This is a genomic window from Nonomuraea sp. NPDC050022 (genome assembly GCF_044460705.1).
Lineage (GTDB): Bacteria > Actinomycetota > Actinomycetes > Streptosporangiales > Streptosporangiaceae > Nonomuraea.
The window spans coordinates 214,590-240,042 of the sequence record NZ_JBITKE010000011.1; the positions used below are offsets into that span (position 1 = coordinate 214,590).

27 protein-coding genes are annotated in these 25,453 nt (G+C 68.5%); 11 read left to right on the top strand and 16 right to left on the bottom strand.

Features of this window, described 5'->3' with window-relative positions; translation table 11 throughout:
- The first annotated feature begins 30 nt into the window (after positions 1 to 30).
- From ACIBO2_RS41570 to ACIBO2_RS41585, 4 genes are all read left to right on the top strand, one after another.
- Positions 31 to 639: a cyclodeaminase/cyclohydrolase family protein gene (locus ACIBO2_RS41570; protein ID WP_397303933.1), complete on the top strand. Its 609-nt coding sequence runs from the start codon at positions 31 to 33 to the stop codon at positions 637 to 639.
- Positions 640 to 709: 70 nt separating this feature from the next.
- Positions 710 to 1,537, top strand: a complete 828-nt coding sequence (locus ACIBO2_RS41575) for a bifunctional 5,10-methylenetetrahydrofolate dehydrogenase/5,10-methenyltetrahydrofolate cyclohydrolase (RefSeq protein WP_397303934.1) — start codon at positions 710 to 712, stop codon at positions 1,535 to 1,537.
- Positions 1,538 to 1,605: 68 nt separating this feature from the next.
- Complete coding sequence (locus ACIBO2_RS41580) at positions 1,606 to 2,283, top strand: type 1 glutamine amidotransferase (protein ID WP_397303935.1); 678 nt, start codon at positions 1,606 to 1,608, stop codon at positions 2,281 to 2,283.
- Complete coding sequence (locus ACIBO2_RS41585) at positions 2,280 to 2,813, top strand: 2'-5' RNA ligase family protein (RefSeq protein WP_397303936.1); 534 nt, start codon at positions 2,280 to 2,282, stop codon at positions 2,811 to 2,813. Before ACIBO2_RS41580 ends, ACIBO2_RS41585 begins: the two co-directional genes overlap by 4 nt.
- 180 nt (positions 2,814 to 2,993) lie before the next feature.
- Here ACIBO2_RS41585 and ACIBO2_RS41590 read toward each other — a convergent pair whose 3' ends face one another.
- The 4 genes from ACIBO2_RS41590 to ACIBO2_RS41605 all read right to left on the bottom strand — a co-directional run bounded on the left by ACIBO2_RS41590 (position 2,994) and on the right by ACIBO2_RS41605 (position 7,216).
- Positions 2,994 to 4,265 (bottom strand): pentapeptide repeat-containing protein, encoded by a 1,272-nt coding sequence (locus tag ACIBO2_RS41590; RefSeq protein WP_397303937.1) that lies wholly within the window; start codon positions 4,263 to 4,265, stop codon positions 2,994 to 2,996.
- Positions 4,266 to 4,480: 215 nt separating this feature from the next.
- Positions 4,481 to 6,007, bottom strand: coding sequence for a hypothetical protein (locus ACIBO2_RS41595; protein WP_397303938.1), 1,527 nt, complete (start codon positions 6,005 to 6,007; stop codon positions 4,481 to 4,483).
- 427 nt (positions 6,008 to 6,434) lie between these two features.
- The gene (locus ACIBO2_RS41600) at positions 6,435 to 6,578 is read right to left on the bottom strand and encodes a hypothetical protein (protein ID WP_397303939.1); all 144 of its coding nucleotides are present in this window, start codon (positions 6,576 to 6,578) and stop codon (positions 6,435 to 6,437) included.
- Positions 6,579 to 6,718: 140 nt separating this feature from the next.
- Positions 6,719 to 7,216 (bottom strand): ATP-binding protein, encoded by a 498-nt coding sequence (locus ACIBO2_RS41605; protein WP_397303940.1) that lies wholly within the window; start codon positions 7,214 to 7,216, stop codon positions 6,719 to 6,721.
- Positions 7,217 to 7,546: 330 nt separating this feature from the next.
- Here ACIBO2_RS41605 and ACIBO2_RS41610 point away from each other — a divergent pair, with 330 nt between their 5' ends.
- Both ACIBO2_RS41610 and ACIBO2_RS41615 read left to right on the top strand, forming a co-directional pair.
- Entirely contained in the window at positions 7,547 to 8,383 is an 837-nt protein-coding gene (locus ACIBO2_RS41610) for a Scr1 family TA system antitoxin-like transcriptional regulator (RefSeq protein ID WP_397303941.1), read from the top strand.
- Positions 8,365 to 8,589: a DUF397 domain-containing protein gene (locus ACIBO2_RS41615; protein WP_397303942.1), complete on the top strand. Its 225-nt coding sequence runs from the start codon at positions 8,365 to 8,367 to the stop codon at positions 8,587 to 8,589. Before ACIBO2_RS41610 ends, ACIBO2_RS41615 begins: the two co-directional genes overlap by 19 nt.
- A 160-nt stretch (positions 8,590 to 8,749) precedes the next feature.
- On the opposite strand, the gene ACIBO2_RS41620 is transcribed toward ACIBO2_RS41615, so the two are convergent.
- Positions 8,750 to 8,950, bottom strand: a complete 201-nt coding sequence (locus tag ACIBO2_RS41620; RefSeq protein ID WP_397303943.1) for a hypothetical protein — start codon at positions 8,948 to 8,950, stop codon at positions 8,750 to 8,752.
- Positions 8,951 to 9,567: 617 nt separating this feature from the next.
- On the opposite strand from ACIBO2_RS41620, the gene ACIBO2_RS41625 reads away from it, so the two are divergent.
- Positions 9,568 to 12,762: a BTAD domain-containing putative transcriptional regulator gene (locus ACIBO2_RS41625; RefSeq protein ID WP_358546227.1), complete on the top strand. Its 3,195-nt coding sequence runs from the start codon at positions 9,568 to 9,570 to the stop codon at positions 12,760 to 12,762.
- A 54-nt stretch (positions 12,763 to 12,816) separates the two neighbouring features.
- On the opposite strand, the gene ACIBO2_RS41630 is transcribed toward ACIBO2_RS41625, so the two are convergent.
- Complete coding sequence (locus ACIBO2_RS41630) at positions 12,817 to 13,479, bottom strand: hemerythrin domain-containing protein (protein WP_358546230.1); 663 nt, start codon at positions 13,477 to 13,479, stop codon at positions 12,817 to 12,819.
- Positions 13,480 to 13,628: 149 nt separating this feature from the next.
- Entirely contained in the window at positions 13,629 to 14,885 is a 1,257-nt protein-coding gene (locus ACIBO2_RS41635) for a S1 family peptidase (protein WP_358546233.1), read from the bottom strand.
- A gap of 434 nt (positions 14,886 to 15,319) precedes the next feature.
- Between ACIBO2_RS41635 and ACIBO2_RS41640 the strand changes: the two genes are divergently transcribed.
- Positions 15,320 to 15,538: a hypothetical protein gene (locus ACIBO2_RS41640; protein WP_397303944.1), complete on the top strand. Its 219-nt coding sequence runs from the start codon at positions 15,320 to 15,322 to the stop codon at positions 15,536 to 15,538.
- 94 nt (positions 15,539 to 15,632) lie between these two features.
- Positions 15,633 to 15,932 (top strand): hypothetical protein, encoded by a 300-nt coding sequence (locus ACIBO2_RS41645; RefSeq protein ID WP_397303945.1) that lies wholly within the window; start codon positions 15,633 to 15,635, stop codon positions 15,930 to 15,932.
- Between the two features lie 154 nt (positions 15,933 to 16,086).
- On the opposite strand, the gene ACIBO2_RS41650 is transcribed toward ACIBO2_RS41645, so the two are convergent.
- Positions 16,087 to 17,310 (bottom strand): oxygenase MpaB family protein, encoded by a 1,224-nt coding sequence (locus tag ACIBO2_RS41650; RefSeq protein WP_397303946.1) that lies wholly within the window; start codon positions 17,308 to 17,310, stop codon positions 16,087 to 16,089.
- 180 nt (positions 17,311 to 17,490) lie between these two features.
- Between ACIBO2_RS41650 and ACIBO2_RS41655 the strand changes: the two genes are divergently transcribed.
- Positions 17,491 to 18,138 (top strand): TetR family transcriptional regulator, encoded by a 648-nt coding sequence (locus ACIBO2_RS41655; RefSeq protein ID WP_358546416.1) that lies wholly within the window; start codon positions 17,491 to 17,493, stop codon positions 18,136 to 18,138.
- A gap of 93 nt (positions 18,139 to 18,231) precedes the next feature.
- Here ACIBO2_RS41655 and ACIBO2_RS41660 read toward each other — a convergent pair whose 3' ends face one another.
- From ACIBO2_RS41660 to ACIBO2_RS41685, 6 genes are all read right to left on the bottom strand, one after another.
- The gene (locus ACIBO2_RS41660; protein ID WP_358546323.1) at positions 18,232 to 18,564 is read right to left on the bottom strand and encodes a hypothetical protein; all 333 of its coding nucleotides are present in this window, start codon (positions 18,562 to 18,564) and stop codon (positions 18,232 to 18,234) included.
- Positions 18,561 to 18,971, bottom strand: coding sequence for a GNAT family N-acetyltransferase (locus ACIBO2_RS41665; protein ID WP_358546419.1), 411 nt, complete (start codon positions 18,969 to 18,971; stop codon positions 18,561 to 18,563). The genes ACIBO2_RS41660 and ACIBO2_RS41665 overlap by 4 nt, the downstream gene beginning before the upstream one ends.
- 327 nt (positions 18,972 to 19,298) lie before the next feature.
- The gene (locus ACIBO2_RS41670) at positions 19,299 to 20,039 is read right to left on the bottom strand and encodes a sulfite exporter TauE/SafE family protein (protein WP_358546326.1); all 741 of its coding nucleotides are present in this window, start codon (positions 20,037 to 20,039) and stop codon (positions 19,299 to 19,301) included.
- Positions 20,040 to 20,138: 99 nt separating this feature from the next.
- Positions 20,139 to 21,746, bottom strand: a complete 1,608-nt coding sequence (locus ACIBO2_RS41675; protein ID WP_397304031.1) for an AMP-binding protein — start codon at positions 21,744 to 21,746, stop codon at positions 20,139 to 20,141.
- 116 nt (positions 21,747 to 21,862) lie between these two features.
- Entirely contained in the window at positions 21,863 to 22,237 is a 375-nt protein-coding gene (locus tag ACIBO2_RS41680; protein WP_358546329.1) for a hypothetical protein, read from the bottom strand.
- Between the two features lie 53 nt (positions 22,238 to 22,290).
- Positions 22,291 to 22,701, bottom strand: coding sequence for a hypothetical protein (locus ACIBO2_RS41685; RefSeq protein WP_358546332.1), 411 nt, complete (start codon positions 22,699 to 22,701; stop codon positions 22,291 to 22,293).
- Between the two features lie 241 nt (positions 22,702 to 22,942).
- On the opposite strand from ACIBO2_RS41685, the gene ACIBO2_RS41690 reads away from it, so the two are divergent.
- Complete coding sequence (locus ACIBO2_RS41690) at positions 22,943 to 24,031, top strand: hypothetical protein (protein WP_358546335.1); 1,089 nt, start codon at positions 22,943 to 22,945, stop codon at positions 24,029 to 24,031.
- 8 nt (positions 24,032 to 24,039) lie between these two features.
- Here the strand turns inward: ACIBO2_RS41690 and ACIBO2_RS41695 are convergent, their stop codons facing one another.
- Both ACIBO2_RS41695 and ACIBO2_RS41700 read right to left on the bottom strand, forming a co-directional pair.
- Positions 24,040 to 25,125, bottom strand: coding sequence for an alpha/beta hydrolase fold domain-containing protein (locus ACIBO2_RS41695; RefSeq protein ID WP_358546338.1), 1,086 nt, complete (start codon positions 25,123 to 25,125; stop codon positions 24,040 to 24,042).
- 50 nt (positions 25,126 to 25,175) lie between these two features.
- Positions 25,176 to 25,445: a helix-turn-helix transcriptional regulator gene (locus tag ACIBO2_RS41700; RefSeq protein ID WP_358546341.1), complete on the bottom strand. Its 270-nt coding sequence runs from the start codon at positions 25,443 to 25,445 to the stop codon at positions 25,176 to 25,178.
- Positions 25,446 to 25,453 lie beyond the last annotated feature (8 nt).

Here is a 25,453-nt window from a genome sequence, read left to right on the forward strand (position 1 = left end):
TACGGGATCGTGGCCTGGCAGAATGCCGCCATGCGCGACTCCAGGATCACCGACTTCCTCGCCCAGCTCGCCGCACACGTGCCTGCGCCGGGAGGAGGCGCCACGGCGGCCCTGCACGCGGCGCAGGCCGCCGCGCTGCTCGGCATGGTCGCCCGCTACACCACCGGGGAGAAGTACACCGACCACGCCGAGACCATCGTCGCGCTGATCGCCGAGACCGACACGATGCGCGCGCGGGCGCTGCGCCTGCTGGAGGAGGACGCGGCGGCCTTCACCGCCGTCACGGACGCCTACCGGCTGCCGAAGGGCCCCGAGCGCAGCGCGGCCATCGCCACGGCCCTCATCGGCGCGGCCGAGCCGCCCGCCAGGGTCGTCGAGACGGCCACGCGACTGGTCGACCTCTGCGAACAGCTCCTGCCGATCGGCAACCCCAACGTGGTCACGGACGTGGCGGCGGCGGCCGAGGCGGCGCGCGCCGCGCTCACGACCGCACGGGTGAACGTCGAGGTCAATCTGGGCGGCATCAAGGACGAGAAGGCCCTCCATGGGCTCCGGGCCCGGCTGGCCGACGTGGACGCGACGGTGGCCAGAGCGGAGTGGGTGACGGCCAGGGTCCGCGAGGGCCTCACCACCACGTGACCGGGTCGGCGAGCCGTGCTGTGCCGGGGGATGGTCACGAGGTCGGCGAGCCGTACGAGAGGATCTATGGGTGAAGACGCTCACGGGTAAGGAACTGGCCGCCGCCATCAGGGCGGAGACGGCGGCGCGGGTAGCGACCGGGCCGCAGCCGAAGCTGGCCGTCGTCGTCGCGACCGCCGACGAGGCGAGCCTGTGGTACGTACGCTCGATCGCCAAGGCCGCCGCAGGCGTGGGCATCGCCTTCGACCTCGCCGACCTCGGCCCCGAAGCCACGGCCACCGGCATCCGCGAGACGCTCGAACGGCTCAGCGCCGACCCCGATGTGCACGGCGTCATGCTGCAGACCCCGCTCCCCCAGGGCGCGTCGGCGCAGGAGCTGGCCGCCGCCATCGACCCGGCCAAGGACGTGGACGGCGCGAACCCGCTGTCCCTGGGCCGGCTGGCCGCCGGGCTGCCCGCGTTCGCCCCGGCCACCGCGGCCGCCGTGCTGGCCCTCCTCGACCACTACGACGTCGAACTGGCGGGCCGCCGGGCCGTGGTCGTCGGCCGTTCGACCGTGGTCGGCAAGCCCCTGGCGCACCTGCTGCTCGACCGGAATGCGACGGTGACCGTCTGCCACTCGCGTACCCGCGACCTGCCGGCCGTCACGTCCACGGCCGAGGTGCTGGTCGCGGCCGTGGGCCGGGCCGGGCTGATCGGGGCGGAGCACGTGGCGCCCGGCGCGGTCGTCATCGACGTCGGCACCAACCCGACCGAGGACGGGGGGCTGGCCGGCGACGTGGACTTCACCGCGGTCGCGGACCGGGCCGGGGCGCTGACGCCGGTCCCGGGCGGCGTGGGCCCGGTGACGACAGCGCTCCTGCTGCGGCACACCGCGCAGGCGGCGGGCCTGATGTGAGCGCGTGGACGACCGGAATCGACGCGTGAAGTAGAAGGAAACCGAGATGGCGACGCTGGAGGGTGTCGATGCGTGACGTGCTGATCGTGCAGAACAGCAGGAGTGGCGGCCCCGGCCGCCTCGGCGGCTGGCTGGAGGAGGCAGGGCTGCGGCTGGACGTCGTACCCGCCTATGACGGCGCCCCCCTTCCTGTCAGGCTGTCGCACGATGCCATGATCATGCTGGGCGGCGGCTTCCTGCCGAGCGACGACGACCGTGCGCCGTGGCTGGCCACGGCCAGGAGCCTGTTCGCGCAGGCGCTGGACGAGGGCGTGCCACTGTTCGGCATCTGCCTGGGCGGTCAGATGCTGGCCGAGGTCGCGGGCGGCGAGGTGACCCCTGACGCGGGCGCTCCGGAGAACGGCAGCCTCCCCGTGACGCTGCGGCCCGAAGCCGCCGACGACACGCTCTTCCACAGCCTGCCCGAGGTGGTGCCCGCCATCGAGCACCACGTCGACGCGGTCACCGCCCTGCCGCCGGGGGCGGTCTGGCTGGCGCAGACCACGGCCTGCCCGTACCAGGCGTTCCGGGTCGGGGAGCAGGCGTGGGGGGTGCAGTTCCATCCGGAGGTGCTGCCGGCGCGCATCCGCGAGTGGCGGGTCGACGGCTTCGACCCGGACGAGGTCTATGCGCGGGCGGTGGCCGACGAGCCGGTGTCGACGCCGGTCTGGCGCGAGGTGGCCACCCGCTTCGCCAAGCTCGTATGACCGGCCGCTACCCGGCCGGGCTCACGGCGCTGGTGGTGCCGGTGCCGGAGGCCGAGCCGGTCGTGGGCCGCTGGCGGGCCGCGCTCGACCCGGCCGCGGCGTACGGGGTTCCGGCGCACGTGACGGTGATGTACCCGTTCCTGCCGCTCGACGCCGTCGACCGGGAGGCGCTGGCTGAGCTCTTCGCCGGGTATGCGCCTTTCGAGGTGGTGTTCGCCAGGTGTGGGCGGCTGCCCGAGTTGCTGTATCTGGAGCCGGCGCCCGGCGAGCCGTTCGTCCAGCTCGCGCACGCGGTGACCGGGCGCTGGCCCGAGGCCCGGCCGTACGGAGGGAAGTACGGCGCGGTGCTGCCGCACCTCTCGGTCGGGTACGAGAGCGACGGCGCCGCCCTCGACAAAGCGGAGACGGCGATCGAGCGAGAGCTGCCCGTCACGGCACGGGTGGGAGCGGTCCAACTGGTGGCGTACGACGGCACGGCCTGGCAGGTGGTCGAGGACTTCCCATTGACGGCGGCGAGCTCGCCTCCCTAGGCACATATCAGGCCACCGACACCGCACAGGCGCGTCAGCTCACGTACGGCCTCGCGCTCCCTGACCCACCAGCCCACCTACGGACTCATAATCCTTGGGTCGGGGGTTCAAGTCCCACCCGCCCTAGCGCGTCTGGTCATCACCGCGATGCACCCGTGGTCAGCAAGAGCGCCCGTCATGTCACAGCAGGGGATCAATCAGCGTGTTCGAATCCACTACGGCTGCCTCGCGTATTTCCTGCACAGTCTTGCCAAGAATAGCCCGCAGGTCCGCGCCCCGTAGGTCCGCCCTGCCCAGGGCCGCACCGCTCAGATTCGCACCACGAAGGTTCGCGCCCCGCAGGTCCGCGCCGCCCAGGTCCGCGTGCCTCAGGTAGGCGGCGCGCAGATCCGCGCCACGCAGGTCCGCGCTGGCCAGGCCTGCGCTACGCAGGTCCGCGCCGCGCAGATTCACGCCGCGTAGGTCTGCGTCGACCAGGTCCGCGCCACGTAGGTCCGCGCTGACCAGGTACGCATGGGGCATGTGTGCGGATCTCAGGATTGTGGTGGGGAATCGCACCCTGGAGAGATCAGCGGCAGCTGCGCGAGAACCCAAATCTGAGGCGATGGAGAGCGCTGCAATGACGTCCGCTCCCGGCGTGATACTCGCTTCAGGTAGGCGCAGTTCCTCAACCTCTGAAGCACACACCCGAGGAGGCTTCTTCTGCTCAGGTCGCACGGTGCAGGAATCATGGCTGCGGACGTACGCCGACAGCACATTGCGGATGGTGTCTTTGTCACGGGGGGAGTCGTCGGCCAGACGCTGGAGCGCGTAAATGCCGCCCAGGCGCACGTCCTGTCGGGCGTGGCCCAGTTGTTCCACGGCTTTGGTGTAGCGGTCTGTGATCTGGCCTTCCTGGGCGGTCTCGACCGTACGGGCGGTGTACCACAGGCCGAGGGCGGTGAAGGCGACACCGCCGATGACGACGAGGCCGGTGGCCGCCTGGATCAGGGTATGGCGGGCGGCGTTGAGTGCTTCGATGCGCTCGGTGGCAGTCATCTGCTGGCGCTCAGTGTCAGTGATCGGGGTGCGTTCGCCGGACAGGTAGCGGGCGGCGGGGCCGATCAGCAGCCCGATCACAAGACAAGTCGTGGCGGCCATAGCCAGACCGCCGGCCGTCCAGCGCCCCCAGGCCGGGAGAAGAGGGTTGAGAGCGCTCCAGGTTGCCGCGGCGATGACGGCCAGGAACAGGATGAGGCCGAGCGAGCGGAATAATCGACGCGTGCGTCGTGGCGGCGCCGAAGAAGTTGGCTGGTGATCCGGTGGCGGGTCGTGCGCGGGCCCCGGCGGTGTACCTGCCAGCGCGGCAGGTGGTGAGAGGCGGGCGCATGCCAGGGCCGCAACGGCGGCGGATGCGATGAGCGCAACCGGTGGCGCAGCCGCACGCAGCACCCTGGAGATTGTGGCCGTCATATCCTCATTGGAGCGCGCGGCCGTGGGGGTTGGGACGAGAATCTGTCATCGCATGATGACCCGACCGCGAACGCCGCGCAATTCCGGCGCGCAGTTTCCGCCGGCCGTCGGCGCACGAGTCTCTGCTCGCTTTCCGCCGGGCAGCTTCACCTGAGCTTTCCCGTGCTCCGGGCACTTAACCTGAGGGCACCCTGATCGAATGCGAGCTCTAATAGCTAGGCGCGTGCCGGGGGCAGGCCGTAGCGGCTGACGGCCAGGTACGTCTCCGGCGTCGCCGCTTCGAGGAGCCCCTCATCGCCTTCCAGATCGAGTTCTGGCTCCTGGGGACGGCGCAGCAAATCGCTCCAGTCGCTTGTCGCTCCCCGCTCATAGGCATCGCGGAGCCGGGGGCGCAGCCGAGGTCGGGCTTCCTCCTGCTGCTCGCGGAAGATCCGCCGCTGAGTGAGTCGCTGTTCTTCCTGAGCGTCGTCGCTGAGTTCCCGGACATCGGCCGGCTGATCCTCCGCGCGCAGCCCCGGGGTGCGCTGGGCGATAGCCAGGTCTTCCTCGTGGAGGCGCTCGCAGGCGGCGAACAGCTTCCGGGACATGCCGAGGTGAACCTCGGTTCCGGGGATGCGGCAGGTGAGGAAGTCGTCGAGACCCATGGAACGGATCCTGGCGCGCAGGGTGTGCCGCTCGGTGTGGGGCGCTACTCCGCGGACTTCGGCCCGCATGACGCGGGTGAAGTCGTCGCCTTCCAAGGGCGTGGTCAGCCCGGAGCGCCGATAACGGGACGCGCGATCGGCGAGAACGGGCACCGTGCGCAGTTGGGAGGCGGGAGCGGATCGCAGCGCCAGGTAGGCGAGCATTTGGGCGCGGGCCGCGCCGATGAGCGCGTCGTCGCTGTCGCCGAGACGGTCTTCGAGGTTGCCTGGGCCGACCGCTGACTCGTCGTCGATGTCGAATCCGGCTGGGGTGAGCGGCGGCTGTCCGAAGTGCAGGTCGTGGTCGATGGTGAGGAAAAGGTCGTCTCCAGGCCGCACGGACGCTCCGACCAGGACGGTGCGATGGGAGTACGAGCCGAGAATCTTGCTGCCGGCGGCCAGTTGCGTCCACCCCTTGCGGAGCGTGCTGAGGCCCACGTCGCCCCCCTTAGCCTCAATCAGCCAGTACAGGTCCTCTGCCTGATGCTGCCCCCATAGGTCGGGCAGCTTCTCCTTCGGATCCTTGAACGTGTTGAGCAGGGCGGGGATCGGGCCACCAAGTTCGAGGTGCTCGGTCTGACCGAGGCCCAGCAGTGAGCGGCAGGCCCACTCCGTCATCGTCATGCCCAGCCGGTAGGCGGCTGCGTTCTTCGCGCTGCGCTCGGTGCCGTACGCGTACACCGGGTTCAGGGTCAGGCGCCGGCCCTTGGTGCCTGGTACGGGGTACTGAGGCGTGACGGGGTGCATGCCGAGATAGGCGTACAGCGGAGAAACCCGGGCGACGAGTTCCCCATGCGCATACCGCGGCTGATTCTGCAAGTGCGGGGTGACGTCGCGGCCGACTTCAATGGCGGCCTTGATGATCTCCCGCCAGGTGGTGGTCGAGACGTACCAGCCGTCGGTCGTCGGGAACCCACCCAACCCCGTCCACGGCTCGGCCTTGGCCGTCCGCCACTGCCTCCTAGGCTTCTTCGCAGGCCCGTTACGGAAAAGGACCGGCACGTCGAAGCTGTCGGCGTAGGTGAGCGGTGCCTCGTCGGGGACGTGTGCGGGGATCATGTGGATCACTCTGGCACGGTTGGAGCGCTTCCGGCGCCGGGTATGGGATTGCAGGCCGGTCCCAGTGAGAGCTATTCGGTTGGCCTCGGGAGCGGGTGCAGGGCTCAAGAACTCGAGTACTTCAACGCAGAGCCCTTCGTCCGGCGTGAGGAAGGGTTCCGGAGCGCCGAATGGCTGGTCCGGGTCACCTGGGATCATGTTCGTGATCTTGTCGATGGAGTACGCCGTCACCCGGCGTCCAGTGTCTGAGGAGCCCACCTCCAGCTCATGCTGAACGCCGGTAGCGCCGCCCTCGCCGACGGGTACTAGAGAAGCACGTGCCCCGTTAATGAGACGCCTGCAAGACTGAGCCGGATGTCCCGCGCAAGCGGGTTTCGCCGCCCCTGCCCCGCTGGCAAGGCTGGCACCACCCCAGGCACAGACGAACTCACCGGGCTGCACCTCTGAGCAGCGCCCCCCAGACCCGCTCCGCCTCGGCCGCCATCGTCCACGCCGTCTCGTGGATCACGCCATCGGTGGAACGCCGGACGAACGCCAGCCCACCCGCGACGCAGAACTCGTACCAGGGCACGCAATGACTACACGTGTGTCGGCGCACCCGAACCCACCCGCACCGAGCGTCCGGGCTCATCCATGTGAGCTGCTCGTGATCCCTCCGGAGAGGCGCCACGTGGAGGCCGTGATACTCCTCCAGCGGGTCCTGTGCCCCGCTCATCGCCGACCCCCCGTACGAGGTAGCGCGAACCAGGTCGCCTTGCCCGCCGGTCCAGGGCACGTGGCGAACCCGTACGGGATGCAGCCATACAGCCCGGCCGACAGCTCCGCCACGATCAGCAGCCCCCGGCCGTTCTCGGCTTGAGTGTCCATACGCCGCGGCATCGGGCGAGCGGCTCCGGCGTCGACCACCATGCAGACCACTTCGACCGGATCGACCCGCACCACCAGCTCGTACGGCGCGTCACCGTACAGAACCGCGTTGGTGACCAGCTCGCTGACCATCAGCACGGCGTCATCAACCAGATTCCGCCGCAGACCGACCAGCAGAAGCGCGCGCTGGACGAGGTCACGGGCATCACCCACCGCCCGAGCGTCATCACGAAGCCGCCAGACCATGCTCTGCCCAACAGAGCTTGAGTGCTCCGCCGCCACAGCGGCCTCCACCGATTGGGCGGCTCCCGATGTGATCTCGCCGAACAAGAGCTTGTCCATTACGCCACCTCCCAGATCCACGTAGTCGATCCCGTGTCACAGGCATCAGCCAGCCCGAAATGCACTAAAACCTGGGCCATTTGCAGGAGACGGAGCGAGTGAATACAGCCAAGATCGCGGCTGTAATTTCACTCCAGCGATTTGTTCGCAATGTCGGATTGCCATCCCAACGCCTGTTCACGGGCGACTCCAGAGTGCCGGTGAATGGGCCTCCGGCGCACGTCAGATTGCCGGACAGTCCGAACACAGAAGACTTCACCGGCTGTACACGCGTGTGGTTATATTGTCAGCGCACCTCGCCAGCGTCCCCCCGACGCATTGGAGTCCGCTATGGCGAATAACCTCGATCCCCGCCTGTCCCCCGCCGAGCGTTTCGGCCGTGAGCTGGCACGATGCCGCAAGGAGAAAGGACTGTCTCAACGACGATTGGCCGACCGCCTACGCTGCTCACCATCCTTGGTGGGCCACATCGAAAACGGTACCCGCAATCCGCAACTCGACTTCGCGGAGAGGTGCGACCAATTCTTCGAACTCCCGGAAAAGGACTACTTCATCCGGCTATGTCGCCGCATCCATCAGTCCCCCTCCGGCCCAGGGTGGTATATGCGGTGGCTGGACGAGATCGAGCCGAACGCGATAATGCTCCGCACCTGGGACCCCCTTCTCGTGCCCGGCTTGCTGCAGACCGAGGACTACGCCCGAGCGGTGTTCCGTGGCCACCTCGCCATGCTCGAACCAGAGGTGCAGGAGCAGGTCACCGCACGCCTGCAGCGGCAATTGATCCTGACAAGAGACGATCCCCCTGTCCTATGGGTGCTGATCGATGAATGGGTCCTTCGCCGGTCCATCGGCGAACCGCGCGTCATGGCCGACCAACTCAGCCACCTGGCCGCCGTCGCCGCGCGTCAAAGCGTGACAGTGCAGATCGTGGCCGCCGACAGTCCCTGTACCGACGGCTTGATGTCCGGATTCGTCATCGCAGAACTCCCCAACGCACCGACCACGGTTTCCGTAGACTCCGCGGGCAAAGGCGAAGTATCGGCGGAACATGATCTCGTCTCGCTGATCTGGGGCCGTTATGACAGACTGAGGGCAGAGGCGTACCGCCCAGGCGAATCCCTGATAATGATCAAGGAAGCAGCGGAACAATGGAGCCGAAAGACCTGACCGCCACAGACCTCACCGAGGCCGTGTGGAAGAAGAGTTCCCGTAGCGGCAACAACGGCGGAAACTGCGTCGAGGTCGCCGCCAATCTCCCCGGAATCATCGCCGTCCGCGACAGCAAGAACCCGAATGGCCCCGCGCTCGTCTTCACCCCGAGCGAGTGGCGAGCCTTCCTCGGCGGCGTCAAGCTCGGAGAGTTCGACGCATAGTCTGACCGCTTTCAGGCAGCAAGACTCTTGTCATCCCCTTTGAGGGGTATTGGCCGTTTTCATATCGCATTCGCAAACGCCTGACCGCTTCCGATGATCCGATCAGGCGCTTGCTACGTCATGGACCAGGCGTCAAAGGCATAGGTCGAGACGCGGGCTCTCAAGCCGCGAGAGCCGCATCCAGGTAAGTGATGTCGCTGGCCGCCACGTACAGGCGCGAGCAAAGCACATGGTGGCGCGTCACTACGGTGACGTGGACGCCGGCGGCGGTGAGCCAGGGGACGAGGCCGGCGAAGTAGCCACCTCCCGAGCCGATAACGACCCATTCGAGGCGCAGATCGATGCGGTCGCGTACGGCCATCTCCGCCAGGACGCCGTCGGCGCCGTCCGGGCCTGAGCGGGTGAGGATCTGGGCTCCGCGGATCCCGCGACAGCCAGAGTCTGACCACGAGCACATATCCCAATGCAGGCTGCAGGAAGCTACCTGTCACCACCACGCGGACGAGCCCGAGTTCGCGCTCCACATCATGCGCGAGCTGCTGGCAAATGAGATGAGCCGCTTCCCCGAGGACGACGTGCGGCTCTTGGAGTTGCGTCGCCAGATAGGCGAGCTGGAAGTCGGCATCGGCCGCGCACCCAGGCGACCGGGCAGGAGTTCGCCAAGGACACGGTAGATCGGGTCTTCAGGCTGTCACAGGGACAGCCGTGCGCCCCCGCAGTGCGCTCCCCCACTCTCGATGACGACACGGGCCGCGGCCTGGTGGAGGGTGGATGGTGGAATGCCGGTCGGGCTGGGCACTCGAAACCGTCTGCCGCCCGCACGAGCAACGGATTCGTCAGAGGCAACGAAGTCGTACACTCTCTCACTCAGGGCGGGTAGTGCGACCTGGCCCGCACAGTGACGATCCGTTTCAGCAGCCCAGGAGGTCGGTCGGCGTGACTGTGCCAGTTCATTCAGGGAGTGGCGAGGTCGCATCGGTGGTCGGCAACGGCCTACGGCTGCAGATTCTAGGTCCGTTACGGCTGTGGCGGGGCGATGAGGAGCTCGATGCGGGTCCGCGGCAGCAGGCCTTCTTACTCGCGCTGCTGCTGGCCCGGGAAGGGCGGCTGATCAGCACGGCCGAGCTGGTTGATCTGATCTGGGACGATGACGCTCCCGCCAGCGCGGTCAACGTCATCCACAAGTACGTCGGCACGCTGCGGCGCCTGCTGGAGCCCCCGCTGCCGGTGCGCGGCGGCGGCTCCTACCTGCACCGCCGAAGTAACGGCTACATGTTCGTGGCCAGGGACGGCATCTTGGATCTGGCCGTCTTCCGGCAGTCCGTACAAGCCGCCGGACAGGCCGTCGCGCGGCAGCAGCGTGAGGCGGCGCTGGAGTGCTATGTGAAGGGGCTGGGATTGTGGCAGGGCTCCACGGGCGAGGGCCTGGCCTACGGACCGGCCGCGATGCCGGTTTTCGCGGGGCTGGACAGCGAGTTCCTGTCCACGTGCGTGGCGGCTGCCGAACTCGCCATCTCGCTCGGCCGGCCTGAGCGCGTGCTACCGCCGTTGCAGCTGGCCGCCACGATGTCGCCATTGCACGAGCCCGTACTGGCGAGCCTGATCACCACCCTGGGCGCCACCGGGCAGCAGGCACAGGCCCTGTCGGTGTATCAGACGGTCCGAGCCCGCCTGGCCGAGGAACTCGGCATCGATCCCGGCCCGGCACTGCGGGCCGCGCACCAGCGCGTACTGAACAACACCCCGGCCCCGCCGGTGCGGATGACCGACGGACAACCACCCGCCCCTTGGGGGCGAACACCCGGCAAGCCGCCCGCTGTGGGTCTGGTCGGCCGCGCCGCGGAGCTCACCGTGCTGCGGCAGGCGACCGAGACGGCACTGGCCGGCGGCAAAGGGCTCATCATCATCGAGGGTGAGCCCGGGGTGGGCAAGACCCGCCTGCTGGAAGAGAACACCGCGGAAGCGGAACGGCGCGGTGCGCTCGTCGTGTGGGGCCGCTGTCTGGAGGGCGACGGCACGCCCTCGATGTGGCCCTGGGTGCAGGCGGCCGGCACGGTGCTTGACGCGCTGCCCGTCACAGCACGGCAGAACTGGCTGACCACCGAACTCGGCCGCCTGCTCGACCCGGGCGACGAAGCCGTCGCCCCACGGGCCCTGCCGGACGGCAGGGCCCAGTTCCGGCTGTTCGAACAGGTCGCGGCCGCGATCGGCGAGGTCTCCGCGCTGCGGCCGGTCCTGCTCGTCATCGACGACCTGCAATGGGCCGACGTCACCTCGCTGCAGTTGTTCAGCCACCTGGCGGCACGGTTGCCGACCGGCGCGACAGTCATCGGCGCGCTGCGTGACCGTGCGCCCGTGCCAGGTACGGAGTTGTCGCGGATGCTCGCCGCGGTCAGCAGGGTCTCCGGCCAGCGCCGTCTCCGCCTGGGCCCGCTCAGCCAGGCCGAGGTGGCCGAACTCGTCCACGAGGAGACAGGCCAGGCGCCCAGCCCGGACACCGCCCGCGACATCCACGCCCGAACCGCGGGCAACCCGTTCTTCGTCCGCGAACTGTCGCTGCTCCTCAGCACCGGCGGCATGCTCGGCGAGAACCAGGCATCGGCTCGGGCCGGAGTGCCGTCCACCGTCCTTGACGTGGTGCGCGACCGGCTGGCCGACCTCGACGACGGCGCCCGGGGGCTGCTGCAGGTCGCCGCGCTCATCGGCCGCGACATCGACCTCCGCCTGCTGGCCGATGTCGCCGGCCTCGACGTCCAGGTCTCTCTTGACCATCTGGGGCCTGGGGAAGCGCTGGGCCTGCTCGAACCCGCGCCCGGGAACCCGTTCTCCCTGCGCTTCTCGCACGACCTGGTCCGCGAAGCAGTCGCCAGGACGACCCCGCAGTCGCGCACATCCCGGCTGCACCTACACGTCGCCGACGCGCTCGAGCGCACCGACGCGCTTGGCGACCACGCCGCCGAGCGAGTCGCCCACCATCTGTGGTCGGCCGGCCCGCTCGCCGATCCGCACCGGACCGTGACGGCGCTGGTGCGCGCGGGCCGCCGGGCCGCGACCAAGTTGGCGTTCGAGGCCGCCGAGCGGCAGTTGCGGACCGCCGTGCAGGTCGCGCGGGCGGCGAGTCTGGCCGAGCTGGAGTTGTCCGCCCTGTCCCAGCTGATCGCGATCAGGGGAATGCTCACGATGTACGGCACCTCGGCGGTCGATCTGCTGGAACGAGCGGAGCACCTGGCCAGGGGTCTTGGGCGGGAACTCGACGCCACCGTCTTCCTCTACTCCCGCTGGGCGGCGCATGCCCAAGGCCTCGAGCGCGATCACAGCAGACCGCTGGCGCGACGGATGCTGGAGCAGGGCGAGACGTCCTCCGATCCGCTCGTGCGCGCCTACGGCCTGCAGACGTGGGGACTGCAGCAATTCACTGAGGGAGATAACGAGGATGCCTTCCGCTGCCTGAGCGAGGCGGGCCGCATCCTGATGACCCGCAGCGGCCCGCGCGAGCAGGACCCCGTCTGGTACGACCTGAAACTGCTGATGATCGGAAAGCTCGCTGAGACGACCGCGCTGCACGGGGACGTCGACGGGGCGCGATCGTTGCTCGACATGCTGGAGGCCGCAGGCGACGCCCCCTTCACGGTCGCTGTGTGGGCCGCCCACACCTCGAGGACGGAAGCGTTCATCGGCGACCCGGTCCGAGCCCTGCGCGCGGCGGAACGTGGGATCGCCGCGGATCCTCACTTCTCCTTCGTGTTCCTCGGCACCTACCAACGGCTGGTCCGGTACTGGGCGCTGGCCAAGACCGGCCGGGATCCGGCCGGCGCGGCGGCGGAGGCCGAGCGGCTCATCGCGACCAACCTCCTCAATCCGCAGCGCGCGAGTGTCACGATCTTCATCGGATATCTCTGTGAGATGTGGCTGGTCGCCGGGGCGCTCGACCAGGCCGCCGCGGTCCTCGACCAGGCCGAGGCCTGCCTCGATCGCTACAATGAGGGCTTCGCGGAGGGCTTGCTCCTGCTGCTGCGGGCCCGGCTGCTGCACGCGAGCGGGAAACCCGTCGCCGAGGTCAGGGCGGCCGCCGACAGATCCCGTACGGTGTCTATCGAACGGGGTACCCACCTGTTCGCGCGGCATGCGGAAGAGTTCCTGGCCACCTTGGACCACCCACCGGCTGTCGGCTGACAGGTCTCACCCGTGGCTCCAGAGATGATCGACCTCCGACCACTACGCTGCGCCTCACTGCCGGCCGGCGCGAGGCGGGGTGGCGGTGCCGTAGAGGCGGTTGGCATGCCGAGCGTACAGGCGCGGGGCGACCAGCGGCATGATCAGCCTGGCCACCAGCGGTGCGTGAGAGAGTACCTCCTTGACCACGTCGGGATCGCCCTCGTACATGGCCATGCCGAGGACGAGTGGCAGGTCCTTTTTGGGGCTGTTCGACAGGCTGTGCTCACCGAGCTGGGCCCATTCGGCGGCGGTGACGACCTTTTCCGCGAGAGGAAGGACCTCCTCCTCTTCCAGGGTCATGTGCTCCAGCAGCCGGTCGCGCAGCACGTCGAAGGCCGCGGCGAGGCTCTCGCCGTTGCGGGCCGTGTGCTTCCACGCCGGCAGCAGCGCGCTCACCTCATCGAGGCCGGCCTCGATACCGTGGTGCTGCTCCTCCATCTCCGTCACGATGGCCGACGCCTCCGCACCGCCGCGCTCCATGAGGAGCGGCCAGAGAATGATGTCCTCTCCCTCATGGTGCAGATGCAGAGCGAGAGAAAGGCGCTCGGCATGTCTCGCGACGACCGCAGAACGTTCGGTGTCCCCCGAAGCCACGTCCCGGACGAGCTGAGGCAGGAGTGTGAACTCCCGGCGCATCATCGTGTGCACCATGAACATGTCACGCACGTCAGCCATAGGCTGGTTCACTGCGACCTCATCAACTAAATCTATGGATATTCCGGATGGCGACGAACCTCTTCCCGCAGAGGGCCCCAGCGATGGGCTCGCTGGAGGCCCTCAGGCCGCCGGATCACGCATCCGGCAAGGCAATCGCAGCCGATGAATCAGCTCTCGGTGTGCAGGCTGTACGTCAGGGAACCGTAGCTCATGGAGCCGAGAATCTTCGAGACCGGCGAATAGGTCGATATAGAGTTCTTGTCGCAGATCTCGGTGCCCGCATTGTTGATTTGAGAGAGAATTCCGTACGCCGTGTGGTCGTTCTCGCTGAACAGCGGGCCACCGCTGTCGCCCTGCCTGCGGCAGATGTCCATCCACAACCCGCCGTCCTTGGCGATGACCTTGCCGCAGGCGGTGCTGTTCGACACCGCGCCGGTCGAACACGCGACCCAGCCAAGCTGGATCTGTTCATATGGCCACAGGCCCGTGATCTTGAACTGGGTGGTATTTTTCGAGATCACCATGTTCCTCGGCTGCTGCGACCAGTACTTCGAGTACTCCATTCCCCCTCTCGTGACGTACGGCGTGATGGCCGCATCCACCGGATACCCGTTGAAATACGAGTTACCGTCCCAGTGCCCAACGGGTTGGCCCGTGTGGAAGGAGTAGTATTCGTCATTTTCGAAACAGTGTCCCGCCGTAAGCGTGTACACCCAGCCGTTCGTACCCTTCACGTTGAAGCCGTTGGTGCACGTCTTGTAGAGGCGTCGGTAGTTCTGGTCGTACATTTCCAGCCTTACGCCACCGCGCATCGGAGCGGTGCAATACGAGATGTTGCAAGCCGCATTCGTCATGGGCGGTGTATCGACCACGGCGACGTCCAGGTCAGCGACCGCGGCCAGCCGGCCGGCCGAACTGCGTGCCGCGGCGGCGGCCTGGTGATACAGCTCCACGCGGTTCTTCTGCTCGTTGATCACCGGTGCCTGCTCGGGCTTGAGTCCCAGACGGGCACTGATGTCGGCGGCCTTCGCCTGAAGGTCCCTCAGTGAGTGCTGTGCGGCCACGACGCGGATGTGACCATGGTCCGGGACCGCGCTCAACGCGGGAGCGAGCGCGTCGGGGGCGGTGCTCGCGATCGCAAGCACACCGCCGTTGTCCTGGTCGATCCAGGACCCCGCATAGGTCTCGGCATAGTCGCGGGCGAGAACCTTCTGCAGAGCCCCCGCGGTCTGCTGCAACTCCAGACGGCGTATCGCCTCGCCGACGCTGATGCCGTAGGTCTTGGTCAGATACTCGACGGAACCGGGAACATCCGCCGGTCGCAGCGCGGTGGGCGCGGCCAGCCGGACGGCGGGGGCGGCCAGCGCCGTATCGGGAACGGTGACTAGGCCGGCGACCACGACCAGGCTGAACGCCGCGGCCACCCTCCAGATCGCTCTTCTTCTTCGCACGGGGGTCGTACCTTTCTTCTGTTTCCGGAACTCGGCTCTTTCACGTGCACCTTGTCAGGCGGGTGTGGAGCCGAAGTTGATGGATACTTGATGACTTCTGAAGCGGACCAGCGCAGCCTCGAAGTAGTACTTCCTGAACAAGCCGACCGACCCGGCCGCCAGGGCCGTGAGGGCGTGAGCGTGCGCGCCGGACAGAGACACGGCACTGGCGGGCGCGGCGACAAGAAAAAACGCCCTGCTCCCCGGACACTTCGCCTCAGGACGCACTCACGACAGTTTCATCGCCGGACGATCCAATTCCCGCATCAACGCCACCGAAATCGCCGGCCCGTGCCGATCTGGCAGCCGACTGAAAATGCCAAACAGCATCGACGGGTGGCCTCACCACAAGTGTCCGTACTCAGGATGTGAGACCTCACACGATCCACAGCGAAGGCGGCGTGGGGGCGCAGTTCCATCCGGAGGTGCTGCCGGCGCGCATCCGCGAGTGGCGGGTCGACGGCTTCGACCCGGAGGAGGTCTATGCGGGGGCGGTGGCCGACGAGCCGGTGTCGACGCCGATCTGGCACGAGGCGGTGCGGTCTGTCCGAGGTACGGCCGACACCGATCCCACCCTCGCCCATTGAGCCGTTAGCGGTCTTGACGACGCGGGGAAGGCCAGGCATCTTTCTGTAAGAAGCTTTCCTAAAAGTGCACTGCCCACCTGCTGGAGGACAGCGAATGCGCACGAGAAAGCCTGCGGCTCTGGCCGCCACAGCCCTCCTCACCGCCGCCCTCGTCGGCATCGCCACCCCCGCTCACGCCGCGCCCACCGACTGCGCCACCGGCCGGGACGGCAAGACCGTCTGGGTTTACTGCAGCGGCGGCTACGGCCAATACCGCGTGAGCATCTACGTCATCAACCCCCCGACCGGCTCCTGGCCCGAGTACGGCCCCTGCGTGTACCCCGGGCAGCAGCGCTCGGAGTACACCCCCTACCACAACTACTCCTTCCTCGGGCCGGCGGTCGCCTACTGCTGACAGGGCCAGGGCCGCCCAGCGTGGCGTTCGATGACCGGCACCCATCGATAGGGCGGCGTCCAGCACCTCGTCGCCGCGTTCGATCTCGGCGACGACCTCCATGTCGTCCTCCAGCGGCTGCCTGGTTGATGCCAGCGGCACCCCTGGACCGTGATCAGCTGGGCCGGTTGCCCGTCGGAATCACGATCTTGGTTTGTGCCCCCTTGGTGAGGTAGTAAGTGGTCCACTTCTTGACCATCTCGTCGAGGAGCCAGGCGGCGGCGGGCACCAGCGGCAGCCCGATCAGACCCTCCCGGAACCGCACCAGTAGCGGCCAAGCGGTCTTGACCGCCGGGTCCCACAGCGGCTCGCGCCGGATGCCGTTCCAGTCGGCCACCTGGTCGCCGGTGAGGTACCTGGAGAACGCGTTGACCAGAGGCTTGTCGAGGCCGCCGGGGCTGGTCAGCTCCGCGAGCATGCCCCGCAGGATGGCGTTGAGCTCCACCCCTTCCGAGGTCGGGCCCATGTTCCTGGGCAGGACCAGATCCGACTGGGTGTAGGAGGAGTCCCAGGTGGCGGGGAGGAACTCGTCCCTGATGCCGAGCATGTGCCCCAGCATCTGTACCGAGTGCAGGTACGCCGCGGCCTCGGTGGAGGAGATGCGCACCTGCCACTCCCGCATCCCGCGCATGGAGTAGGTCGCCAGGGTGTGCCACGTGACGAGCATGTCCTCCTGGCTGATCGGGACAGGGCCGGACCAGTGGGGAGAGGACTTCAGCAGGTGCCGCACCGCCGCGTGCACCAGCCGGGTCTTCACCGCCTCGACCACGGCCGTGCCTCCGGCACCCCAGGCGTTCTGGGGTCTGACCGCGTACGCCAGGATGTTCGTCTTGGCGATCCGGTCCTTCAGATCCGCGCCGCCCGCGGAGTAATAGACAGCGCGTGCCTCCTTGGGGATGGCGGTGGCCAGCATCCCGGCGCCGACGATGGTGAGGACGACGATGTAGTTCCCCTTGAGCGCGTGGAAGCGCCCCGCGGCGTCCAGCTTTGCCGGGTCGGCCCACGATGGCAGCTGACGTGCCTGCTCGATGAAGGCCCGCAGATCCTCCGGCAGCCCCGCGGGCAGGGGCTGGTCGTTGCGGTTCCAGCCCTCCAGCAGCCGGTTGACCTCGGGTATGACCCCGCGGTCGAGCAGGGAGGCGAGGAGCGGATCGGCCACGTCGTCCCACACCCATCGGGGGTCGGCGCCGCTGCCGGAACCCGCGATCGAACCACTGGCCGGCCAGCCCCAGCCGCCGGACAAGGAGTCCGCCTGGGCCGGGGAGACCATCCCTAACGCGCCGAGCGCCCCCAAGGCGGTGCCCGACATCAGTACCTCGCGCCTGCTCAACTCTGCCATGCTCCGCACTCCTTCGAGGTGGGGGGTTCTGCTCAGGGCATGCGAGAAATGGTTGATACGGAGAAACAAGTCATGAGTCTGTGTATCATCATCAGAGCACAGTGTGACGGGCATCACAAGACGGCGTTTGAGGCAGAATTCCCCTAGGAGGTGATCGTGGACTCTGTGCTGTCCGGATTCATGGCTCCGTCGGACTCCGATTCGCTGCTGGAGCGCGCCTATGTCGATGCCGTCGAGCGCGCCGACGACAGCGACGAGCTACGGGCGCGCATCCTCGACGCGGCGTACGAGCAGTTCTGCCGGATGGGCATCAGGCGCTCCACCATGGAGGATGTCGCCCGGCTGGCGAAGGTGTCGCGGATCACGGTCTACCGCCGGTTCGACACCAAGGACACGCTGATCGAGCACGTGGTGCGCCGGGAGTTCCGCCGCTATTTCGACCAGTTCCTCATCGACATAGAACAAGCCGGCACCGCTGCCGACAGGGTCGTCCTGGGCTTCGTAACCTCATTGCGGGCAATTCGCGGCAACCCGCTGATCGGCGGACTCATCGCCACGGAACCGGACCTGCTCGTCCCCTCCATGACGGCCGACGGGGGTCAGACCCTCGCCACCGTGCGGCATTTCGTCGCCGGCCAGCTCCGCAGCGAGCAACGCGCGGGCAACGTGTCGAGCGGCCTCGACGTCGATCTCGTGGCCGAGATGATGGTGCGGATCTCCACCTCTTTCCTGACGATCCCCAGTGCCATCATCAACCTGGATGACGACCAGGAACTGGCCGCGGTGGCCCGGCGGTTCCTCGTACCCATGCTGGAGCCACCAGCCTGAGCTTCAAGACCACAGGTCAGAGCCGTTGTGACGATATTCGACGCGGTACAGGGCAATCTGTCCCGTGATCCGGAGGGGCCGCCACATGAGGGGTCAGGACGTGGGGATCGTGCCGTTGATGTAGTGGGTCTTCACGGTCTGCGCGATCGACTGCTGCCAGGCGGCCAGGTCGATCTTGAGCTGCGCCGGCGTGCGGGTGCCCGTACGCAGGTCGGCGATGAAGGCGTCGTACTTGTCGAAGGCCCAGTTCTCGATCCCGAAGGCGTACTTCTGGATGCCGCCCTCGCCGTGGTATCCGGCGGCCAGGGCCGCTGTGTTGATGGAGTGGTCGGCGTTGCGACCGCAGCTGTAGCCGCACGAGTCGTCGGTGTAGTCGTAGACGAGGTGGCGCTTGGCGTTGGTGGCCTGGTAGCCGGAAAGCGTCACGGCGTGTGGAACCCCCGGAAGGTCACGGGCTTGCGGGTCTCGAAGCCGAGCCGCTCGTAGAGGGCGATCGCGCCGGTGTTCGCCTCGGCTACGTGGATGAAGGGCCGTTCGTCACGAGCCACGATCCGCGCGACGAGCGCACTGACCAGGCGGGCGGCATGGCCTCGCCCGCGTGCCTCGGGGGTGGTGCAGACGGCGCTGATCTCGGTCCACCCCGGTGGCCGGAGTCGCTCACCCGCCATCGCCACCAGGGTGCCGTTGTCGCGGACGCCGAGATAGGTGCCGAGTTCGCGGGTACGCGGCCAGAACGGCCCCGGCTTGGCCCGCGCGACGAGGTCGAGCGCTGAACATGTCGGCGAGCTCGCCTCGGCCGAGCAGCCGGGCGAGGTCGGCCCACTCCTGCGGATCCGGGTCGGCGCTCACCGCGGAGAGGCTGGACAGCCCTCAGGTCCGGCCGGTCATCCTACGGGCATAAGGCTCATCAGCGACCATCCACAGGGAGAGCACTCATCAGGCCGACCGGCTCGCACGGGTACTTCCGCACCTGAACGATGAGGCGGCTTCAGCGGGCCTCGGGCGCTTGACCCAGCTGGCTGCTGATCGGCAGGCGACCACACCGTCCGGCCGTCAGGTCACCGTTCTGCGTGTCTGACGGTGCCTTGGTCTCTGGCGGGGCCAGCAGGCACATCACGACGGCGAGCGACATCAACCGAGGATTCTCGCCCCCAAGCACGTCAGCCCACGTACGAGTCGTAGCCGAGTTTGATCGCCACCGCCACGCCGCACGCAGCCGCCAGATAGCGCAGGCTCTGGCCGGGCATCCGGCGGACGATCTTCGGTCCGAGCCACCCGCCCAGCAGGAACCCGGCCGCCAGCGGCACCGCCGCCCCCCAGTCCACCGGCCCGAACAGCGCGAACCCCAGCCCGGCCACCGCGTTCGCCAGCCCGGACAGCATGTTCTTCGCGGCGTTCAGCCGGGCCGGCGACTGGTCGAGAAAGCCCGCCAGCACCGCGAACATCAGGATCCCGCCCGCCGCCCCGAAATACCCCACATAGATCGACACGACGAACAGCGCCACCCGCAGCAACACCCCGTGCTCACCGCCCGGCTTGACGGTCGGCCGCCGGACCAGCAGCAGTGAGGCCCCCGCGATCAGCCATGGGGCGATCAGCTCGAACGCCCGCGCCGGAGTCACCAGCAGCAGCAACGCGCCCGTCGCCCCACCGAGCGCGGTCACCCAGCCCAGCCGCAGCACCCGGCCGCCCTGCCCCGCCAGCTCCGGCCGCGACCCGACCGCCGCGCCCACACTGGTGAACATCAGCGCGACGGTGTTCGTGACATTCGCGGTCAGCGGCGGCAGGCCGAACGCCAGCAGCGCCGGGTAGGAGACGATCGACGCCAGGCTCACCACCGTACTGACCACGCCGGCGACCACGCCTACCCCGAGCAGGCCGAGCACCTCACCGACGATCACCGGACCATGCTAGGCCGTGCCCGTTCTGTCCAAACAAGCCGGGTATGCGCCGCCCGATGCCAGGCGCGCGCCGCGCCCCTGTAGTCAGGACGTCCGTGGTCAGGGCGCCGTTTCGCCGTCGCCCAGCCCGAGCAGGTCGACCGACCGCCTGCGCATCTCCACCTTGCGGATCTTCCCGGTGACGGTCATCGGGAAGGCGTCCGCGACGTGGACGTACCGCGGGATCTTGAAGTGCGACAGCCGCCCCGCGCAGAACTCCCTGACCGCCCCGGCCGTCAGTGGCTCGGCGCCCTCCCGCATGATGACCCAGGCCATCAGCTCCTCGCCGTACTTCTCGTCGGGCACCCCGATCACCTGCACGTCCGCGACGTCCGGATGCCGGTACAGGAACTCCTCGACCTCGCGCGGATAGACGTTCTCCCCGCCACGAATGACCATGTCCTTGATCCGCCCGACCACGTTGACGTAGCCGTCGTCATCCATGGTGGCCAGGTCACCGGTGTGCATCCAGCGGGCGGCGTCGATGGCCTCGGCGGTCTTGTCCGGCTCGTCCCAGTATCCGAGCATGACCGAATACCCGCGCGTACACAGCTCACCGGGCTCGCCGCGCGCCACGGTCAGCCCGGTCTCCGGGTGCACGATCTTCACCTCGACGTGCGGCAGCACCCGGCCGACGGTCTCGGTCCTGCGGGCCAGGTCGTCGTCGGACCTGGTCATCGTGGACACCGGGGACGTCTCGGTCATGCCGTAGCAGATGGCGACCTCGCGCATGTTCATCTCGCTGACGACGCGCTTCATCACCTCGACCGGGCAGGGCGACCCGGCCATGATGCCGGTCCGGAGCGTGCTCAGGTCGTACCCCTTCGCCACCCCCAGCTCGGCGATGAACATGGTCGGCACGCCGTACAACGACGTGCATCTCTCGTCCTGTACGGCCCGCAGCGTCGCCTCGGGCTCGAAGCTCGGCGCGGGGATCACCACGCAGGCCCCGTGCGAGGTGGCGCCGAGGTTGCCCATGACCATGCCGAAGCAGTGGTAGAACGGCACCGGCAGGCAGACCCGGTCGGCCTCGGTGTAGTGGATCAGCTCACCGACGAAATAGCCGTTGTTGAGGATGTTGTGGTGCGACAGGGTCGCGCCCTTGGGGAAGCCGGTGGTGCCGGAGGTGTACTGGATGTTGATCGGGTCATCGCACGACAACTCCGACATGCGGGCCCGCAACCGGTCCTCCGCGACGGTCTCGGCCAGGAGCGCGTCCCAGCCCGGATCGTCCAGGTAGATGGAGTTCGCGAAGCCGATCTCCTCGACCATCGCGCGATAGTCGCTGCTCTTGTGCGTCTGGGCGCTGATCAGCAGCCGCATGCCCGACTGCTTGACGACGTACTCCAGCTCGTGGCTCCGGTAGGCCGGGTTGACGTTGACCAGGATCGCGCCGATCTTCGCCGTGGCGTACTGCACGAGCACCCACTCGGCGCGGTTGGGCGCCCAGATGCCCACCCGGTCGCCCTTCGCGATGCCCTTGGCCAGCAGGGCGAGCGCGAGGCGGTTCACGTCGGCGTCGAGCTCGGTGTAGGTCCATCGGCGTCCGGTGGGGACATCGACCAGGGCCTCCCGGTCGCCGAAGGCCGCGACGGTCCGTTCGAGGTTCTCGCCGATCGTCTCGCCCAGGAGGGGGGTCGGCGCGGTGGCGCTGGAGTACGACTGCATGTCCACAGTGTCGGTCCCCTTCCGTCGTACGCACCAGACCCACCCGCGCACCACCACGGCGGCGGTCACGTCGCCGTGGTGGTGGTGCGGCGCTTACCGGTTCAGGTGGAGCGGGTTCAGCACCTGCGCAGGCCGTACTTGCCGGGGTCGGCGTCGAAGGCGCTCGGTGTGTGCACCACGGAGGCCGGCACGTACCCGAAGGCACCGAACCTGTCGCCGACGGTTCCGTACCAGGTGGTGTTGCCCCCTGGATGAAGCTCTCCCCGCGTCCAGCAGGTGAACCAGCTCTGCGTGGTGTCGAGGAAGTCCACGGCGTCGACGGGCCGGGGCTCGTGGAACACGGGGAGTCCGCCCTCGTCGTTGGTGCAGTGCAACCTGCCGTCGTGCGGGTCGACCCCGCAGGCTTCCGCGGAGGCGGCGGGCGAGGCCAGCCCACACAGCGCGAATGCGGTGGTGGCGATGGTCGTGGCGATGACCTGACGCTTGTTCATCTGTGTTTCTCCTTCAGTGTTGTTCTCTTGGAGGGTCCGGAACCTCGGCGGCGTCACGGTCCGATGAGGTCGTAGTCGGCCAAGGTGCACTCGCGCAGGCCCGGCGCGGGGTCATGGGCGGTGGCCACATGAACGGCGGGCAGGAAGCCCCAGCCGCGGTAGGGCGGCACCGCCTTGTCGCCCGCGGCGAGGTACCAGACGTTGTTGCCGCCGGCATGCGGGCCGCCCTCGACCCAGCACTGGAACCAGCTGAAACTGCTCGTCAGTACGCCGGTCTCCGCGGTCTGGAAGGAGGCGTCGTAGGACAGGGTGACGTTCGGGGTGTTTCCGCAGTAGAGCTTGCCGTCGCTCCGGACCCCGCACTCCGCGGCCGCCGCCAGGGCCGGGGTGGCGGCGGCCCCCGGGAGGGCACCGAACAGGGCCGCGGTCAGGAGGGCGGTGGCCGTGACATTGCGGATCATCATGGTGGTGGTCTGCCTTTCTGCTCCGTCAGGTGCGGCGGGTTCGCCGCGTTGAGAGCCAGCGAAGCGGCACAGCCCAGGTGTCCAACAGGAGCTCGGACGGACTCGGACGGACTCGAGCCACCCGATGGCCAGGCCCGGACGGCGGGTCGCCGCTGCCGCCATCCCTCGGACACGATGGGTAATCGCTCGTACACTTTGCGGCAGGGAGGAGCGCAGGCCGGAAGGGCGGGGGTTCGAGGCGATGAGCGAGGGTGACGAGGAGTCCCTGATCGTCAGGCAGGCGTCCCGATCCGGAGTGGAGTCGGTGACCTGCCACGAGGATCTGGTGAGGTTGCTGGCCGAGCGGTTCGCGCGGGCCGATACGTCACTGCGGGAGCTGCAGCTGCGGGCGGACAAGGCGGGTGGGACCCGGCTGCCACGGGCGACCTGCGCGGACATGCTGGCCGGTCGGCGCTTCCCCAAGAAGGCGTTGATGATGGCCTTCCTGCGGGCGTGCCGGGTGCCCGAGCATCAGCTCCCGGAGTGGGAAAGGGCATGGGAGCGGGTACGAGTCGCCCGGCTGCCCGCCGCGACGGAGCCGGGTCGCTACCCCGTTGGCGCGATGCCCGGCGCGACGGCGCCGGATCGCGACCCCGGCGGCGCGATGCTCGCCCGCCGGACAGCCGGGCCGGACGAGGCGGGGCCGGCCCCTATTCCCCGCCGAAGCTGGCGCCAAGCCGCCGTGTCGGCCGCGTTGGCCGCGCTGGCGACCGCGGGCGCCCTGAGCGTCATCTTCGATCAGCGGGGAGCGTCACAAGACATCGCGTCCGACGGTCTCGGCAGCCCCGCCGGCAGCCCCTTGGGTCCCGGCCGCATCGTCAGCGATGACGGCCGTGCGTTCAGCGTCGGCGGGTCGAGCCGGTTCACCGCGACCGTCGATCCCGCCAACAGCGGAGTGCGGCTGATCCGCCGCCTGGACGCGGGCGTCGCCCGGCAATACGCCACCATCACCGTCAACGGGGATCCGGCCGGGTCGTGGCGGCAACTACCCGGCGACAGCACCTACAAATGGCGGGAGCAGATCGTCGAAATCCCGCGAACCCTGACTGCGGGTCGCCGCTCTCTCACCATCGTCAACACGTTCGTGTCCTCCTCCTTGGGCTTCAACGAGTTCCTCTACGTCATCGAACAGAAGATCAACGGAGCCTGGTCGATCGCCGACACGGTCGACATCGGCCCTGACCACACCGCCAGCGAAGCCGCGCACGACTACCGCATCGTCGCGCAGGGCTGGGCCGATACCCAGACATTCACCTACCCACCGCGCGAGGAGGATCGGCGAGTCGAGTGAAGTTCGGGTTATCGGAGGGCATCGGTGATGGCGAGGGCGGTGGTGCGCCAGATCGGGGCATGCGGGTCGATCACCGCGAAGTGGTCGCCGGACATTTCCAGATACGTCACGTCATCTCCGGCCTCCCCGGCGGCCCTGGCGTAGCGGCGCGCGAAGTCCACCAGGTCCAGCTCGTCCCCGGACCCTTGGACGATCAGCTGGCGGACCCGCAACGGCAACCTGAGCAGCGGACTCGCCGTACCGACCTCGAGGCCGGTGCTGGAGGCTGTGCCGAGGGCGGCGGCGACCGCGCCGGAGCCGAGCCGGCGCCTGTCGGCCTCGACGAGGTCGAGCATCCCCGCCAGCGACACGACCAGCGAAACCCGCGCCCCGTCGGCCACCGCGCGGAAGGCCAGCTGCGCCCCGGCGGAGTGACCGACGACGGCGACCCGTCCGAGGTCGATCGGCGCGTCCACCGTCGACAACGCGGCCAGCCCAGCGGCCGCATCCGCGGTGGTCGCCCGCCACCCGTGCAGGTCGGGACGCCGGTATTCGAGGTTCCACACGGCGAACCCCCGGCCGACGAGGTCGAGGCAGAGCGCGTCCATGAGATCGGCCGCCCAGTTCGACCGCCAGTTCCCGCCATGAACGAGCACCACGACAGCCGGCCTGTCCACCGCCCCCTCGGGAAGGTACAGCTCACCCCACTGATCGCGATGCGCCCCGTACGCGATCCGCATCCGCGGATGCCGCAGACGGTGTACGGCATGCCGAATCGCCCAGATCAACCCCTCGACGCCACGCCCGTGAACGTGCGTTGCCCCCTCCCCCACCTCAGCCCCGTCCACCCGGGCGAGATCCAGCCACACCAGGGGCCCAAGGCACTGCCCCATGAGCCGTCGCACCTCATCCACCGGCCCCGGAACCACCACGACGGCCGCGGCGGGCAACTCACCGTCGCCGCCCGCCATACACATCATGACTTCGGCCGCGTCACGAGCGTGCACGAGCGCGCCGGAGACCCCGAGGGCGGCGAACTCGCGTTCGGCGATCTCGCTGAGCAACGCGGCGTCGGCGACCAGCCCTGGGCCGACGACCACCAGGACATCCCTCACGTTCCCGACACTACAGAACCTGCCGCCGCTGGTCCGCTATTCGACAGCGGCTACGAGGCGGCTTCCAGCGGTAGGTCGTTGCCGCGCCAGATAGCTGCCAACGCCTGAAGCGGCACGTTGAGTGCCTCGCCGAGGCAGACGATCGTGCCGAATCCGGGTGAGGGCAGCCGTCCGGTCTCGATCTTGCGCAGGGTCTCCGGCGAGATGCCGGCCGCGTGCGCGACTTCCGCCAGGTCGCGTCCCGCTCGCGCGTGACGCAGCAGGGCGCCCAGACGCCTGCCGGCTTCGATCTGCTCAGGTGTGAGCGGTTGACGGACCATGCTCCCAG

Coding starts and splice junctions, on each gene's coding strand:
- ACIBO2_RS41570 (WP_397303933.1), top strand. CDS start 31: ATGCGCGACTCCAGGATCACCGACTTCCTCGCCCAGCTCGCCGCACAC.
- ACIBO2_RS41580 (WP_397303935.1), top strand. CDS start 1,606: ATGCGTGACGTGCTGATCGTGCAGAACAGCAGGAGTGGCGGCCCCGGC.
- ACIBO2_RS41585 (WP_397303936.1), top strand. CDS start 2,280: ATGACCGGCCGCTACCCGGCCGGGCTCACGGCGCTGGTGGTGCCGGTG.
- ACIBO2_RS41590 (WP_397303937.1), bottom strand. CDS start 4,265: ATGACGGCCACAATCTCCAGGGTGCTGCGTGCGGCTGCGCCACCGGTT.
- ACIBO2_RS41595 (WP_397303938.1), bottom strand. CDS start 6,007: ATGATCCCCGCACACGTCCCCGACGAGGCACCGCTCACCTACGCCGAC.
- ACIBO2_RS41605 (WP_397303940.1), bottom strand. CDS start 7,216: ATGGACAAGCTCTTGTTCGGCGAGATCACATCGGGAGCCGCCCAATCG.
- ACIBO2_RS41610 (WP_397303941.1), top strand. CDS start 7,547: ATGGCGAATAACCTCGATCCCCGCCTGTCCCCCGCCGAGCGTTTCGGC.
- ACIBO2_RS41615 (WP_397303942.1), top strand. CDS start 8,365: ATGGAGCCGAAAGACCTGACCGCCACAGACCTCACCGAGGCCGTGTGG.
- ACIBO2_RS41620 (WP_397303943.1), bottom strand. CDS start 8,950: ATGGCCGTACGCGACCGCATCGATCTGCGCCTCGAATGGGTCGTTATC.
- ACIBO2_RS41630 (WP_358546230.1), bottom strand. CDS start 13,479: ATGGCTGACGTGCGTGACATGTTCATGGTGCACACGATGATGCGCCGG.
- ACIBO2_RS41645 (WP_397303945.1), top strand. CDS start 15,633: ATGCGCACGAGAAAGCCTGCGGCTCTGGCCGCCACAGCCCTCCTCACC.
- ACIBO2_RS41650 (WP_397303946.1), bottom strand. CDS start 17,310: ATGGCAGAGTTGAGCAGGCGCGAGGTACTGATGTCGGGCACCGCCTTG.
- ACIBO2_RS41655 (WP_358546416.1), top strand. CDS start 17,491: ATGGCTCCGTCGGACTCCGATTCGCTGCTGGAGCGCGCCTATGTCGAT.
- ACIBO2_RS41675 (WP_397304031.1), bottom strand. CDS start 21,746: ATGCAGTCGTACTCCAGCGCCACCGCGCCGACCCCCCTCCTGGGCGAG.
- ACIBO2_RS41680 (WP_358546329.1), bottom strand. CDS start 22,237: ATGAACAAGCGTCAGGTCATCGCCACGACCATCGCCACCACCGCATTC.
- ACIBO2_RS41685 (WP_358546332.1), bottom strand. CDS start 22,701: ATGATGATCCGCAATGTCACGGCCACCGCCCTCCTGACCGCGGCCCTG.
- ACIBO2_RS41690 (WP_358546335.1), top strand. CDS start 22,943: ATGAGCGAGGGTGACGAGGAGTCCCTGATCGTCAGGCAGGCGTCCCGA.
- ACIBO2_RS41700 (WP_358546341.1), bottom strand. CDS start 25,445: ATGGTCCGTCAACCGCTCACACCTGAGCAGATCGAAGCCGGCAGGCGT.